Below are 14,618 nucleotides of genomic sequence, written 5' to 3'. Positions count from 1 at the left end.
GCCCATACCCCAGTCGGACGTCTTGACGAAGCTGGCGGTGACTCCGGCGGCGTACGCGGCGGGCGCCAGCCACACCGCGCCGAGCGCGGCGGCCAGCGCGCCGACCACCGACAACACCAGGGTTCTGGACCGTTTCATGCGAGCCTCCAGACCGGACGGAAATCCATGGGCGTCAACTTGGCGCTCATTATTAAGACTGTTAACTATTTCTGTCCAGAGCTGGCGGAGAGTTGTTAAGAGGGGCCCCCTGCTCTACCGGAGGCGTTGACAAGGGGCCCTTCCTTGCACCTCAGCGGCGGAACTGGAACCAGTTGACGTTGACGAAGTCGTTGGGCTGGCCGCTGCTGAAGGTGAGGTAGACGGTGCGTCGGCCGGTCACCGAGGAGACGTTGCCCGGCACCGACCGCCAGCTCTGCCAGCCGCCGGTGTTGGCGAGCGCGAAGCTGCCGATCGGCGTGCTGGTCGGGCTGTCCACCCGCACCTCCACCAGGCCGCTGACCCCGGCCGCCGCGCCGGAGGCGACCCGGGCCACGAAGTCGCGCGGGCCGGTGGAGCCGAACTCGACGTTGTCGTAGCGGACCCAGTCCCCGTTGCGCAGCGCGCCGATGTTCTGCCCGCCCTCGGAGCACGCCTCGACGATCACGCCGTTCTGCGCGTTGAACGACTCGGCCTCGATGGTCGCGTACGCGTCACGCACCCCGCTCGGCGGTGGCGTGGTCGTCGGCGGTGGGGTGCTGCCGCCACCGCGGCTGTAGACGGCCACGTAGTCGACCAGCATCGGCCGTCCGGGCACGGTCGCCGCGGTCGGCGTCGCGCTGCCGGCCACCCCGTTCGGGAAGGCCCCACCCATCGCCACGTTCAGCAGCAGGAAGTAGCCGGCGTGGCTGGTCATCTGCGACCAGTACGGCTCGCCGACCCGGGTCTGGCTGACCGTGTGGTAGAGCTGCCCGTCGACGTACCAGCGCAGCTGTTGCGGGCTGATCGAGGCGTCCCACTCGAAGCGGTAGGTGTGGAACGCGGACTGGCAGGTACTGCCCGGGCAGGCCCGGGAGGCGCCGATGCCGTTGAACTCGTCGCACGGGCCGCCGGGCGCGACGCCGCAGTGCAGCACGCCCCACACCGTGTTGAGCCCGTTGACGTTCTCCATCACGTCGAACTCACCGATGCCCGGCCAGTTCTGGTAGTTGCCCCGGTAGGGCGCGCCGAGCGCCCAGAACGCCGGCCAGTAGCCGGACGCGGCGGCACCGGTGACGTTCGGCATCTGGATCCGGCCCTCGATGGCCAGCACGCCGCCGGCCGGGGCCTTGAAGTTGCTGCGGACGGTCTCGATGCGGGCCGAGGTCCAGCGGCCCGCGCTGTCGCGCAGCGGGGTGATCCGCAGGTTGCCGGTGCCGTCGTGGCTGACGTTGGCGGTGCTGTTGGTGTACGTCTGGATCTCGCCGGTCCCCCAGTTGGGCGGGCCGCCCGGGTAGCTGGTGCCGGTGTCGATGATCCAGTTGCTGGCCGACGGGAGGGTGCCGGCGGCGCCGGTGAAGTCGTCGCTCCAGACCAGGCTCCAGCCCGGTGCCGGGGGCGGCACGGCGGCGTCGGCGGTCGCGGCGAGCCCGGCCAGGGCGGTGGTGACGGCGGTGAACAGGGCCAACGCCAGCGGCAGCCGGCGTCGCGCAGGCAGGGCGGCGGGTGCCGCCGGGGCAGGTGTCATGGGACGTGCCTCTCTGCGGGGACGGGTGAGAGAGCGCTCTCTCACGAGTTGTACGTCCCGCCCGCACAGTTGTCAATGTCGATCGATCGACCCGGCCGGACCGACCGACACGCCGCGCCACGCTGATCGGCGTTTCCACGTCCCACCACGGCGGGTAATTGCCGGCCACCTGGTGCGGACGGACCGTGCCGGGCCGGAGCGGACGGTGGTGGCGATGGTCAGGCAGGTAGTGGCGGCCCCGAACCCTTCGGTAGCGGAGACCGACCTGCTCACCGTGGGTGTCGAGGAGGAGTTCCTGCTCGTCGACCCGGACACCGGCGCCGCGGTGCCCGCCGTCGACGCGGTCCTCGATCAGGTGCCCGCAGAGGTACGGGGCCAGGTGGAGCGGGAGTTCCAGACCAGCCAGATCGAGATCGGCAGCCCGCCCGGGCTGGAACTCTCCTCGATCCGGCACTCCCTCTGCCTGCTGCGCACGGCGCTCGCCGACGCCGCCGAGCGGGCCGGCGTACGCCTGCTCGCGATCGGCACCGGACCGGTCGACGGCCCGGTGCCACCGGTGGTCGACAAGCCCCGCTTCGACCGGATGCTCGAACGCTTCCGGCTGCTCGTACCCGGGCCGGGCAACAACGGCATGCACGTACACGTCGGGGTGCCGGACGCCGACACCGGCGTACAGGTGCTCAACCACGTCCGGCCTTGGCTGCCGATCCTGCACGCGGTCACCGCCAACTCGCCGTTCGCCCGCGGCACGGACACCGGATACGCCAGCTGGCGGTCGATCGAGTGGGAACGCTGGCCGTCGGTGGCACCGACCCCGTACCTGGCCTCGCACGAGCACTACCGGCGGCTGATTCAACAGCTGATCGGCAGCGGGGTGATGCTCGATGAGGGGATGCTCTACTGGTACGCCCGACTGTCGGCCAAGTACCCGACGGTGGAGCTGCGCATCGGCGACGTCTGCCCGACGGTGGACGACGCGGTCCTGGTCGCCGCCCTGGTCCGGGCGCTGGTGGCGACCGCGCTGGACGACATCGCCGCCGGACGGCCGGCCCTGCCCGCCGACCATCACCTGCTGGTCGGCGCGCACTGGCGGGCCGCCCACGACGGCCTGGAGGGGGCCGCGGTCGACCTGGCCAGCGGCGAGCTGCGGCCGGCGTGGGACCTGCTGCACCAGCTCGTCGGGCGACTCGGGCCGGCCCTGGAGCGGCACGGCGACCTCGCCGAGGTGACCGGGCTGCTGGAGGGGTTGCGCGGGCACGGCACCGGGGCAGCCCGGCAGCGGGCGGTGTACGCCCGCACCGGCCGGTTGGAGGATGTGGTGTCGGACATGGCGCGACAGACCCGGGGCGAGATCCGGGCGTGACAGGAGGGTTGCCGTGGCGGAACGGTTGATCGTCGTCGGCGGGGACGCCGCCGGCATGGCGGCCGCCTCCCAGGCGCGTCGGCGCCGGAACCGGGACGACCTGGAGATCATCGCGTTCGAGCGGGGACACTTCACGTCGTACTCGGCGTGCGGAATCCCGTACTGGATCAGTGGCCTGGTGGCCGACCGGGAGCAACTGGTGGCCCGGGATCCGGCGACATTCCGGGAGTCGTACGACATCGACGTGCGCATCCGGCACGAGGTGGTCGCGATCGACCTGAACCGCCGCGAGGTGATCGCCATGGACCTGGACGGCGGCACCGAGGTCCGCGAACCCTTCGACACCCTGATGTACGCCACCGGGGCGGTGCCGACGAAGCCGGCCTGGGCGCACACCGGCGGTGCCGGAGTGTTCGGCGTGCAGACCCTCGACGACGGCTCGGCGCTGCGGGAGTGGCTTGACGCCGACCCGCCACCCCGGCAGGCGGTCGTGGTCGGCGGCGGCTACATCGGCGTGGAGATGGCCGAGGCGCTGGTCCTGCGCGGGCTGTCGGTCACCCTGGTCGAGCGGGACGAGCAGCCGATGTCGACCGTGGATCCGGACATGGCCCAGCTGGTCACCGACGCGATGCGCGGGCTGGGCGTCACCATCCGTACCGGCGTGCAGGTCACCGCGCTGTCCGAGCGCGACGGTCGGGTCTGCGAGGTGGTCACCGACGACGGCCCGATCCCGGCCGACGTGGTGATCCTCGGCCTCGGCGTACGCCCCAACACCGCGCTCGCCGAGGCGGCCGGCCTCCCGCTCGGCCCGACCGGCGGGATCCGGGTGGATCGCCGGATGCGGGTCACCGGGGTGCCCGGGGTGTGGGCGGCCGGGGACTGCGTGGAGACCCTGCACCGGGTCAGCGGGATGCCGGTGCACGTGCCGCTCGGCACGCACGCCAACAAGCAGGGCCGGGTGGCCGGCATCAACATCGGCGGCGGGTACGCCACCTTCGCCGGCGTGATCGGCACCGCCGTGACCAAGGTCTGCGACCTGGAGGTGGGGCGCACCGGGCTGCGCGAGCGGGACGCCCTGGCGGCCGGCTTCGAGTTCGTCTCGGTCATCGCCGAGTCGACCAACCGCGCCGGCTACTACCCGGGCGCCCGGCCGATGACGGTGAAGCTGATCGCCGAACGCCCCAGCGGGCGGCTGCTCGGGGCGCAGATCGTCGGCTGGTCCGAGGCGGCGAAGCGGATCGACACGTTGGCCGTGGCGCTGTGGAACCGGATGACGGTGGACGACATGACCGCGCTGGACCTCGGCTACGCCCCGCCGTACGCCCCGGTCTGGGACCCGGTGCTGGTCGCCGCCCGCAAGGCCGTCGACGCCCTCGCCCCGCGCTGAGGGGATCTCCGTTCTTTGTCGGTGGGGGCGGTTAGCGTCTAGGCGCCACCCAGTCAGGGCGGTGCCAACCCCTCGGAGGACCCTCATGTCGCAGGAGACGACCTACCTCGAACTGTCCGAAGTGGACGGTGCAGCGCACAAGTTCTACGAGGTGGTGGTCGACGACGCAATGATGACCGTGCGCTACGGCCGGATCGGCGACCAGGGCCAGGTGAAGACCACCGGTTATCCCGACAACGCGCGGGCGCGGGCCGCCGCCGCGAAGAAGATCGGCGACAAGGTCCGCAAGGGGTACGCCCCGGCGGTACCCGGCGTACGCCAGAAGCGCGCGGTCTCCCGGCGGCAGATCGTCAGCACCCGCTCGACCGCCCGCACCGCCCCGGTGCTCTGGCGGTACGACTCCGGCGCCCCCGCCTTCGGCATCTTCATCGACGGGCGCACCTGCATGGTGGGCAACGAGCGCGGCGTCATCACCACCCTCGATCACGACGCCCGGGTGCTGGACCAGGTCCGGCTGCCCGACGGGGTGAAGTGCATCGTGGCCGACGATGCCTGGATCTACGCCGGCTGCGACGACGGCAACGTCTACGACCTCTCCGGCAAGATCCCCCGGGTGGCGTACGCGATCGCGCCCGACATCGACATCTACTGGCTGGACATCCACGACGGGGTGCTGGGCGTCTCCGACGCCGACGGCGGGATCGCCGCCATCGACCACGAGGACGAGTTCCTCTGGCGCCGGCCCGGGCGCGGCCGGTCGGCCTGGATGGTGCGCTGCGACACCGACGCCGTCTACCACGGCGACTCGACCGGGGTGAGCGGCTACGACTGGCGCACCGGGCAGGAACTGTGGCACACCCGCACCGGGTCGGTGCTGTTCGGCTGGCAGGAACGCGACGCCGTGTTCGCCGGCACCGCGACCCGCGAGGTGGTCCGCATCGGCAAGGACGGTCGAGCCGCCCGCACGTACCGCGCCGACGCGCCGGTCTTCTCCTGCGCCACCGCCGAGGACGGCCGGTACGTCTTCGCCGGTGACAGCCAGTCCTCGATCTACTGCTTCGCCGAGGATGGCACCCGGCTGTGGAAGCTCGGCACCGGCTGCGGGTCGGCCTACTCGATGCAGTACCACGAGCAGCGCCTCTACGTGGTGACCACCAGCGGCCACCTGGCCTGCATCGACGCCAGCGAGCCGGCGATCCGGGCGGCCGAGGCGGGCAGCGTGCCCGAGGTGGTCGACGTGAAGGCCCCGGCCCGGCTGCCGGAGCCCGCCGCGTTCACCCAGGTCGAGGTGGTCGGCGACGCCGGCAACGACGTGATGGTGGAGTGCATCGAGCAGGGCGGCCGGCTACGGGTGCACGTGCTCTCGACCGGCTACCGCCGGGACTGGTCGGTGCAGTTCCCGAAGGGCATCCGCGAGCCCGGTGCGCGCTACCTGGTCACCGAGGTCCGCGAGTCCGGCCGGGGCGGCTTCTACCGCGCCTACGGCGACATCCGCCGGCTGCGCTGACACCGGTCACGTCTGGCAGGTGGGGCACCAGTAGAGGTTGCGGGCGGTGATGGTGCCGCGGGCGATGGGAGTGGCGCAGCCGTGGCAGGGCTGGCCGGGGCGGCGGTAGACGTACACCTCTCCGCCGTGTCGGTCGACCCGGGCCGGGCGGCCCATCGCCTCCGGCAGGTGCGCGGGGCGGACGGTGTCGATCCGGCCGGTGCCGACGGCGAGCGTCATCAGCTCGACCAGGTCGGCCCAGAGCGCGTCCCAGCCGGTGCGGGTGAGTTCCCGGCCGGGCCGCGTCGGCGGCAGCCCGGCCCGGAATAGCGCCTCGGTGACGAAGATCAAACCGGTGCCGGCGACCACCGACTGGTCCAGCAGCAGTGCCGCCAGCGGCGTCGAGCTGCGCCGGATCCGGGCGTACGCCCGATCCGGGTCGGCGTCGGCGCGCAGCGGGTCGGGCCCGAGGCGGGCGCGCAGTGCCGCCGCCTCGGGCGGGGTGAGCAGTTCGCAGGCGGTCGGGCCGCGCAGTTCGAGCCAGTGCCGGTCGCTAGCTAGCCGCAGCCGGATCTGCCCGACCGGCTCGGGCGGTTCGCCGTCACCGTCAGCGAACTTGCCGTACAGGCCGAGGTGGACGTGCAGGATCAGCTCACCGGCGTAGTGGTGCAGCAGGTGCTTGCCGTACGCCTCGGTGCTCTCCAGCACCGTGCCGGACAGCAGCGCGGCACCCTCGGCGAAGCGGCCCTGCGGGCTGGCGGCGAGCACCTTGTCCCCGGCGAACAGCTCGGCGTGCCGGGCCGCCAGGCGATGGATGGTGTGTCCCTCTGGCACGGGTGCCAAGAGTAGTCAGCCGCTGCGGGTGCTCTTGCGCCAGACGGCACCGGCCAGACCAGCCATGGGCTCCTCCAGGTCGTTCCAGACGTGCTCGAAGGCGGCGGCCTCCGCCGGCCGGTCGAGGTGGAGCGCGCCGGGGCTCCCTGCTGTTCGACCGTGGGGGGCTGGCCAGGGTGGTCTGGTTCAATTGCACGCCGGGCTGCCGGTGCGGCGGGCACCACGGCGCAATGAGGACGGTGGGTCATGGCGGATCGGGTGCTCTGTGCGGTCGTGGTCGGCAACAGCGACGGGATCGGGTTGGCGTTCACCCGCCGGCTGCTGGCCGACGGGTGGCGGGTCGCCGGGCTGTCCCGTCGGGAGAACGGGATCAACGTCCCGACGTACGCGCACCACACCGTCGACGTAACCGCGCCGGACTACCCGGAGATGCTGGGCAAGGCGGTCGACGAACTGGGGCAGGTTGACCTCTGCGTGTACGCGGCCGGCATCGGTGAACCGGTCGACCTGGCCGACCTGGACGCTCAGACGCGCACCTTCGAGGTCAACCTGATGGGTGCGGCACGCACGGTGGCGACGGTCGTGCCGAGGATGGTGGCGGCCGGGGACGGGCACTTCATCGGCCTGTCCAGCCTCGCCGACCGGCTGGTCTCCGCGGAGGCGCCCGGGTACGCCGGCTCGAAGGCCGGGCTGTCGTCGTACCTCATGGGGCTGTCGGCGGCGCTGCGCGGACAGGGCGTGAGCGTGACCACCGTCCGGTTCGGATTTGTCGACACCAAGATGGCCAAGGGCCCGGTACGACCCATGATGATCTCGGCGGACCGGGCGGTGGAGATCCTGTCGAGCTGCGTACGCAACCGCCCGGTGGTGGTCTCCCGCCCCCGCCGGATGGCCCTGCTCACCTCGGCCCTGGCCGCCCTCACCCGGCTCCGCCCGCGCTGACCGCCCGCCCGACGGGTGTCAGCTGAGTGGCAACTGGGTACCTCCGGGGCGTTACCCGCGTGGCTGGCGATATGGGGCTGATGTGGCCAGCCACGCACCGACCAGGAGGTGAAGCTATGAGATTTCCTTCGCTGTCACGCCGGGAGGAACCCGCTCCGGCGGTCGCCGGCAACGAGGCCGACGGCACCGGCGCAGTGGCCACCGACACCCGTCCCGGTACTCGGCCGGCGACGGGAGAGAAGACGGTGGGAGGGAAGACGGACCGCGGTGCCGCCACCGAACGGGCCGCCGTCGCCCGGGCGGCCACGGCCCGCTCCAGCGTCGACGGTTCCCGGCGCGCCCGGGCTGCGGCGCCAACGCCGGAGCCGGCCCTCGATCGGGGGCGCACCGTCGACCGCGACCGGGACGCCGACGCGGACCGCACCGCCGACCGCGACCGCGAGCGCGAGCGCGACCGCATCGTCACCGGCGACGGGACCGTCGACCGGGACGCGACGGTCGACCGGGACTCCGCGCCGGACACGCCGCCGGTGCCCGCCGGTCCGCGACCCCGGGCCAGTCTGCTGGCCACCCTCGGCCTGATCCTCGGGGTCGCCGGCATCCTCTTCGTCCTCACCGGGACCCTCGCCGGGTACGGCATCGGGCTCGGCGCGGCCGGCGCGGTGCTCGCCGTGCTCGGCCTCATCGTCACCCGGCGGCGGCACGTGGCCGGCAAGCCCGACGCCCTGTTGGGGATCGCCTTCGGCCTCGGCGCCGTGGTCCTCGGCGTGCTGGCGATGACCGGCCAGTACGACTGGCCGACCACCGACGGCGACACGGTGGCGCGCCTGCGCGAGTGGCTCGACTCACAGTTCGTCGATCGGATCTAGTGGGCACTGTTCAGCCCGCCGGTGACGCACCGGCGCCCGGCCGGTGAGCTACCGGCCGCTGCCCGACCAGATCTGGTGGTTCACCAGCCGGGCGCAACCCTCGTCAGGGGCGGCGACACGCCGCCCCTGACGTGTGTCCTGGCGTCGACACTCAGGGTGACCGGCGCCGACCAGCGCGATCTCGGACATGCCGGGCGATGACGCAACGAATCAAGATTGGATCGGCGTTAGACGCAACGAATAGCCGGCCTGTGCAAGGCTCAACGGTGGATCCTGCGGGTCTCCGGAGCATAACGTTGAGCAACGGCGCCAGCCCGTGGGCCGACGGTGGCCGGGCGCGCCCGACCCCCTGGGAGCAGGACAATGACGATGGACGCCACCCGCCAGCGCTTCCTGATGTGCCGGCCGACGTACTTCGCCGTCAACTACGCGATCAACCCGTGGATGGACCCGACCGCCCCGGTCGACACCGACCTCGCCGTCCGGCAGTGGGAGCGGCTGCGCCAGGTCTACCGGGACCTGGGTCACACCGTCGAGGAGATCACTCCGGTGCCGGGTCTGCCCGACATGGTCTTCGCCGCCAACGGCGGCACCGTGATCGACGGCCGGGCGATGGCCGTCCAGTTCCGGGACCCGCAGCGCGCCGACGAGGCGCCCGCCTACCGCGCCTGGTTCGAGGCCGCCGGCTTCGAGATGTACGACCCGAAGCACGTCAACGAGGGTGAGGGCGACGTCCTGCTGGCCGGCGACCACCTGCTCGCCGGCACCGGCTTTCGCACCGCGCACGCCTCGCACGCCCAGTTGCAGGAGGTCTTCGGCTATCCGGTGATCACCATGCAGCTGGTCGACCCGCGCTTCTACCACCTGGACACCGCGCTGACCGTGCTCGACGAGCGGACCGTGGCGTACCTGCCGGAGGCGTTCTCGCCCGGCAGCCAGGCCGTGTTGCGCTGGTTGTTCCCCGACGCGGTGCACGCCACCATGGCCGACGCCGAGGTGCTCGGCCTGAACGCGGTCAGCGACGGCCGGCACGTCGTGCTGCCCGAGCAGGCCACCGACCTGGCCGCGAAGCTGCGCGACCGGGGCTACCAGACCATCGGCGTCGACCTGTCCGAGCTGCGCAAGGCCGGCGGCGGGCCGAAGTGCTGCACGTTGCGACTCCGTCAGGGAAAGGCGAGCAAGTGATCGAGGACATGCTGCGGACTCCGGCCGCGGTGCAGGACGCGGAGCGGTACACCGCACACAACTACCACCCGCTGCCGGTGGTGATCTCCTCCGCCGAGGGCGTCTGGCTGACCGACGTGGACGGCCGGCGCTACCTCGACTGCCTGGCCGGCTACTCGGCGCTGAACTTCGGCCACCGGCACCCGGCACTGATCGCCGCCGCGCACGCCCAGCTCGACAAGCTCACGCTGACCAGCCGGGCCTTCATCCACGACCAGTTCGCCGACTTCTGCCGCGAGCTGGCGGCGCTGTGCGGCAAGGACCTGGTGCTGCCGATGAACACCGGCGCCGAGGCGGTGGAGACCGGCATCAAGGTGGCCCGCAAGTGGGGCTATCAGGTCAAGGGCGTGCCGGCCGGGCAGGCCAACATCGTGGTCGCCGAGGGCAACTTCCACGGGCGTACGACCACCATCGTCAGCTTCTCCACGGACGAGGACGCGCGGGCCGACTTCGGGCCGTACACCCCCGGCTTCCGGATCGTCCCCTACGGCGACCTGGCCGCGCTGGCCGGCGCGATCGACGAGCACACCGTCGCGGTGCTGCTGGAGCCGATCCAGGGCGAGCAGGGTGTGGTGGTGCCGCCGGAGGGCTACCTGCCGGGCGTACGCCAGCTCTGCACCGAGCGCAACGTGCTGTTCATCGCCGACGAGATCCAGTCCGGCCTGGGCCGCACCGGCACCACCTTCGCCTGCGAGCAGGAAGGCGTCGTGCCGGACATGTACCTGCTGGGCAAGGCGCTCGGCGGCGGCATCGTGCCGGTCTCCGCGGTGGCGGCCGACGCGGACGTGCTCGGCGTACTCAAGCCGGGCCAGCACGGCTCCACCTTCGGCGGCAACCCGCTCGCCTGCGCGGTGGCCACCGAGGTGGTCCGGCTGCTGGCCACCGGCGAGTTCCAGCGCCGCTCGGCCGAGCTGGGCGAGCGGCTGCACACCGGCCTGCGTGGGCTGATCGGCAAGGGCCTGGTCGCGGTCCGCGGCCGGGGGCTGTGGGCCGGTCTGGACATCGACCCGGCGCTGATGAGCGGCCGGGAGGCCTGCGAGCGGCTGATGGAGCGCGGTGTGCTGGCCAAGGACACCCACGGCTCGACCATCCGTCTCGCCCCGCCGCTGGTGATCACCGAGGAGGAGATCGACCACGCGGTGACGCAGCTGGCCGCCGTGCTGGCCGGCTGAGAAGTCGTACCGCCGGGCGGGCGTCGGGACCACGGTTCCGACGCCCGCCGTCGTCTGCGGGACCTCAGCGGGGCAGGCGCATCGCCATGGTGGGCGCCTCGGACATGACCGAGTCGGGGTTGTACGGCGCACCCGTCGGCAGCTCGCCCGGACGGCCGATCTGCACCCCGGGGTAGAGCTCCACCATGTCACCGGTGCCCAGGACGCGGGACTGCTGCGGGGCCAGGGGAATCCGGTCCGCCTCCGCCATCGAGCCGCCCGGCCGTACGCCGGAGCCGTTGGTGCTCACGTCGGTGGCGACGACGTCAGCGCCACGCAGCTCCAGCCGGAGGTGGCTGCGGCTGATCCACCGGCGGGCCTCGTCGTTGAGCCACTGCCCGAGCATGATCCCGCCGGAGCCGTCGGGTGCCCGGCCGATCATCACCGGCTGCTCCTCGGTGAGCACGAAGCGGCGCCGGATCAGGCCGCCGACGCGTACCGCGAGCACCTCGCTGCGGGGCCGGGGACCGGCGTCGCGGAGCCGGCTGCCGTGCCGGGGGCAGGTCGGCACGCCGTTACGCAGCGACGGTGGCGGCTGACCGGACGGCACGCGGTCCACTGCGGCCAGGTCGGCGAAGGCTCCGCCGCCCCCGCCGCCACCGAACAGGGTGCAGCCCGACTCCGAGCACCGCCACTCCCGGGTGAGCAGCTTGGCGCCGGCCGGCGACGGCGACCCGACCACCGGCGTGTGGCCGCCGCCGACATGCGCGATGAAGACCGGCCCACCGGCACCGGGCACCGGGGCGAGCGCCCGGCCGGGCTGCTCGACCAGCCAGGGGAACCGCCCGCGCAGGCCGTCGAAGCGGACCCGGCTGAGCACCGGCAGGCCGAGCAGGTCGGCCACCTCCAGCATCCGGTCACCGGGGTTGTCGAGCACCTCCACCTTGCCGTCGTCGGCCCAGCGGCGGACCACCATGCGCTCGTTGGAGGTCAGGTCGGCGTCGGAGAGCACGCCCCGGTGCACCACCGCGTAGACCGGGACGGTGTCCTCCTCCATGCTGCGGGCCAGCGCGTCGATGACCATCCCGAGGCGCAGCGTGCTGGCCGGACGCCCGCCGTCGAGGTCCTGATACCGGATGATCTCGGCCAGGTCGAGCACCGCGCGGGCCAACTGCGGGTCGGTGCAGACCCGGCCCTCGATGGCGTCCAGCACCTTGCTGATCTCAAACCTCATCGGGCAGCCTCCACGATCTCGTCGATCAGGCGGGCCAGCTCGACGTCACGCATCGTGACACCGCCGGCCGAATGGGTCACGCAGCGGAAGGTCAACGTCCGCCACCGGATGTCGATGTCGGGGTGATGGTCCCGCTCCTCGGCCGTCACGGCGACCCGGTCGACCACCGCGATGGCGGCCGGGAAGCTGGCCAGCTCCACGGTGCGGGTGATCCCGGTCGGGTCTCCCGACCAGTCCGCCAACCCACCCAGCTCGTTTCGCACCGCCTCGGCGGTGAGCACGTCAGCCATGGCCAGACCCTACCTGTGCCTTCGCCACCGGCACCGTTGGCGGTAGTCCCGGATCAGCTCATCCGGTTGACCGCGGAGCGCAGTCGGAGCAGGTCGCGGCGGCGGCGTTCGTAGGTGGCCGCGAGGCCGATCAGCGCCAGCCCGGCGGCGGCCAGGAAGACCCAGCGGGGCAGCAGGTCCCAGCTGCGGATCAGTTCGTGCAGGGCGAGCAGGACCAGGGTCACCCCGCCGAGCACCACCGGTGCCTGCCAGCGGCGGACCGCCCCGAGCAGCGTCGCGGCGAGGGCCGCGGCACCGAGCAGCAGCCGCCGCCACGGCTGCGGGTCCGAGCCGAACAACACGGCGGCCAGGCTGGGCAGCAGCACCGCGGCCAGGCCCGGGCCGAGCGCCAGCCAGCTGGTGAACCCCGGCCGGGTACGCAGCGCCACCGCGCCCGCGCCGAGCGCCAGCACCGCCAACGGCACCGTGTACGCCTCCAGCACCGCCACCCCGCCGGCCACCAGCAGCAGCCAGACGGCGAGCACTTCGCTGCCACCGGCGATGCCCGCGAAGACCCACCGCCGCCCGGTCGACTCGCTCCGGCGCAGCAGCCGCATGCCGACCGCAGCGCCCCAGAGCACGCAGACCGTCGCGCCGTGCCGGGGCGCGCCAGCGGTGAGCAGTAGCGCGACCAACGCCACCGCCTGCGCGGCGGCATCCAGCGCCCGACCCACCAACCCCACCGGCGCGGTGCCCGCGGCCGCTCTCGGCGCCAACGGGCCAGCCGAACCGGGCGTGGGTGGCGCGGCTGTGCCCGGCGTGGTCGCCCGCCGGGCGGACGACGTGGCGGCGAGCGCGAGGGCGAGGGCCGCCACGCCGAGCACCGCGAACGCGGCCACGCGCAGCGGCAGCCCACCGGCCAGCGGGGCGGTGACGGCGAACCCGGTCGCCGCCGCGACCGCGATCAGCCAGCCGGCCAGGCGTACCGCGGAGTGCCGCGCGGCCACCCCGGCAACGGTCGCCGCCACCACCAGCAGGCCCAGCCCGGCCAGCGTGCCGGCCCGGGTGGCCTGGAGGTTGAGCAGCCCGACCCCGGTCAGCACCAGCCCCACCGACACGGCCGCCGCGACGAACGACGACCGGAAAACCAGCAACGCGGTCACCAGCAGCAGGGCCACCCCGGCGACCAGCGCCACCGCGGGCACCACCGGCCAGGGCGCACCGGCGGCGACGAGCAGCACCTGCCCGGCCACGGCCGCGAAGGGCAACACCATCGCGGCGCTTGGCGCGGCGCCAACGGTCGAGGTGGCCGGCCAGGTGGCCAGCGCCGCCGCCAGGGCCAGCACGGCCAGCGCCACCCCGACCGGCACCGCACCCGGGAGGGGCACGACAGCGGGAGCGTCGGACCAGAGGGCGGGCGGCGGGCCGTACGGGGTGACCAGCGCGGTCAGGGCGACCGGCACGGCGGCCAGCGTCGCCACGGCGGCCAGGCCGATCCCGGCCACCGGCAGCGCCGCCAACGGGCGGGTGCGGAACCCGGCCAGCGCGACCAGCAGCGCCGCCCCGGCCGCGTAGACCGTCACCGGCTCGTCACCCGGTACGGCCACCGGCGCGAGACCGGTCAACACGACCGCCACGGCGAAGCCGGTCGAGCCGTACGGCCACCGGTCGGGCCAGTGCCGGCGGACCGCGTGCAGCGCGACCGCCGGCAGCGCGACGGCGGCCAGCGCGGCCCGCGCCTGCCACCACGGCGGCGCGCCGGCACCGATCAGCGCGACCGCCGCGCCGGCCGGCACCACGAGCACCGCCGCGACCAGCCCGTAACCGGCCACGGCGCGCTGCACGGGCCCGCCACGCCGGCCGGCAGCCGCCACGCCGAGACCGACGGTCAGGATCACCGCGCAGGCCGCACCGGCCCCAGCCGGGCCGGCCAGCCCGACCAGCAGCCCGTGCCCGAGCAGCGCGGCACCGCCCAGCGCGGCCGTCAGCGCCGTTGACCCCCGTACCGCCGGGCGGGCCACCGCGGCGGCCAGCTCTCCGACCCCGGCGTCCTCGGCCTGCCGGCCCACCTGGCGCGCGCTCGACAGGTACCGCCGCGAGTCCTCCGGCACCTCGTCCACGAAGGTGGCCTCGGCCAGCAGCAGGTCCGCGTCGCGG

Annotated in this window: 12 protein-coding genes; 7 read left to right on the top strand and 5 right to left on the bottom strand. The window is 73.4% G+C overall.

Features of this window, described 5'->3' with window-relative positions; genetic code table 11:
- Nucleotides 1-289 precede the first annotated feature (289 nt).
- Nucleotides 290-1,702, bottom strand: a complete 1,413-nt coding sequence (locus tag C1I95_RS24120) for a carbohydrate-binding protein (RefSeq protein ID WP_111216931.1) — start codon at nt 1,700-1,702, stop codon at nt 290-292.
- Nucleotides 1,703-1,916: 214 nt separating this feature from the next.
- Between C1I95_RS24120 and C1I95_RS24115 the strand changes: the two genes are divergently transcribed.
- The 3 genes from C1I95_RS24115 (at nt 1,917) to C1I95_RS24105 (ending at nt 5,959) form a co-directional block, all read left to right on the top strand.
- On the top strand, nt 1,917-3,065 hold the full coding sequence (locus C1I95_RS24115; protein ID WP_111216936.1) for a carboxylate-amine ligase: 1,149 nt from the start codon (nt 1,917-1,919) through the stop codon (nt 3,063-3,065).
- A 13-nt stretch (nt 3,066-3,078) separates the two neighbouring features.
- On the top strand, nt 3,079-4,452 hold the full coding sequence (locus C1I95_RS24110; protein WP_111216930.1) for an FAD-dependent oxidoreductase: 1,374 nt from the start codon (nt 3,079-3,081) through the stop codon (nt 4,450-4,452).
- Nucleotides 4,453-4,537: 85 nt separating this feature from the next.
- On the top strand, nt 4,538-5,959 hold the full coding sequence (locus tag C1I95_RS24105) for a WGR domain-containing protein (protein WP_111216928.1): 1,422 nt from the start codon (nt 4,538-4,540) through the stop codon (nt 5,957-5,959).
- Nucleotides 5,960-5,965: 6 nt separating this feature from the next.
- Here C1I95_RS24105 and C1I95_RS24100 read toward each other — a convergent pair whose 3' ends face one another.
- Entirely contained in the window at nt 5,966-6,772 is an 807-nt protein-coding gene (locus C1I95_RS24100; protein WP_111216925.1) for an Fpg/Nei family DNA glycosylase, read from the bottom strand.
- A 246-nt stretch (nt 6,773-7,018) separates the two neighbouring features.
- Here C1I95_RS24100 and C1I95_RS24095 point away from each other — a divergent pair, with 246 nt between their 5' ends.
- The 4 genes from C1I95_RS24095 to rocD all read left to right on the top strand — a co-directional run bounded on the left by C1I95_RS24095 (nt 7,019) and on the right by rocD (nt 10,979).
- Nucleotides 7,019-7,714: an SDR family NAD(P)-dependent oxidoreductase gene (locus C1I95_RS24095; RefSeq protein WP_111216923.1), complete on the top strand. Its 696-nt coding sequence runs from the start codon at nt 7,019-7,021 to the stop codon at nt 7,712-7,714.
- Nucleotides 7,715-7,830: 116 nt separating this feature from the next.
- Nucleotides 7,831-8,583 carry a DMT family transporter gene (locus tag C1I95_RS24090; protein WP_111216921.1) on the top strand — a complete coding sequence of 251 codons (753 nt, stop codon included), beginning with the start codon at nt 7,831-7,833 and terminating at the stop codon, nt 8,581-8,583.
- A gap of 369 nt (nt 8,584-8,952) precedes the next feature.
- Nucleotides 8,953-9,768, top strand: a complete 816-nt coding sequence (gene ddaH, locus C1I95_RS24085; protein WP_199523884.1) for a dimethylargininase — start codon at nt 8,953-8,955, stop codon at nt 9,766-9,768.
- Nucleotides 9,765-10,979, top strand: a complete 1,215-nt coding sequence (gene rocD / locus C1I95_RS24080) for an ornithine--oxo-acid transaminase (RefSeq protein WP_199523883.1) — start codon at nt 9,765-9,767, stop codon at nt 10,977-10,979. The genes ddaH and rocD overlap by 4 nt, the downstream gene beginning before the upstream one ends.
- 64 nt (nt 10,980-11,043) lie before the next feature.
- On the opposite strand, the gene C1I95_RS24075 is transcribed toward rocD, so the two are convergent.
- The 3 genes from C1I95_RS24075 to C1I95_RS24065 form a co-directional block, all read right to left on the bottom strand.
- Nucleotides 11,044-12,192, bottom strand: coding sequence for an FHA domain-containing protein (locus tag C1I95_RS24075; protein WP_111216917.1), 1,149 nt, complete (start codon nt 12,190-12,192; stop codon nt 11,044-11,046).
- On the bottom strand, nt 12,189-12,482 hold the full coding sequence (locus C1I95_RS24070; protein WP_111216915.1) for a 4a-hydroxytetrahydrobiopterin dehydratase: 294 nt from the start codon (nt 12,480-12,482) through the stop codon (nt 12,189-12,191). The genes C1I95_RS24075 and C1I95_RS24070 overlap by 4 nt, the downstream gene beginning before the upstream one ends.
- 53 nt (nt 12,483-12,535) lie before the next feature.
- The coding region (locus C1I95_RS24065) for an SCO7613 C-terminal domain-containing membrane protein (RefSeq protein ID WP_369122542.1) at nt 12,536-14,618 on the bottom strand (2,083 nt) is incomplete at its 5' end.

The organism is Micromonospora craterilacus, from assembly GCF_003236315.1.
Classification (GTDB): domain Bacteria; phylum Actinomycetota; class Actinomycetes; order Mycobacteriales; family Micromonosporaceae; genus Micromonospora; species Micromonospora craterilacus.
The sequence above is the reverse complement of the archived record's forward strand: the minus strand, read 5'-3'. Positions and strand labels throughout refer to the sequence as shown.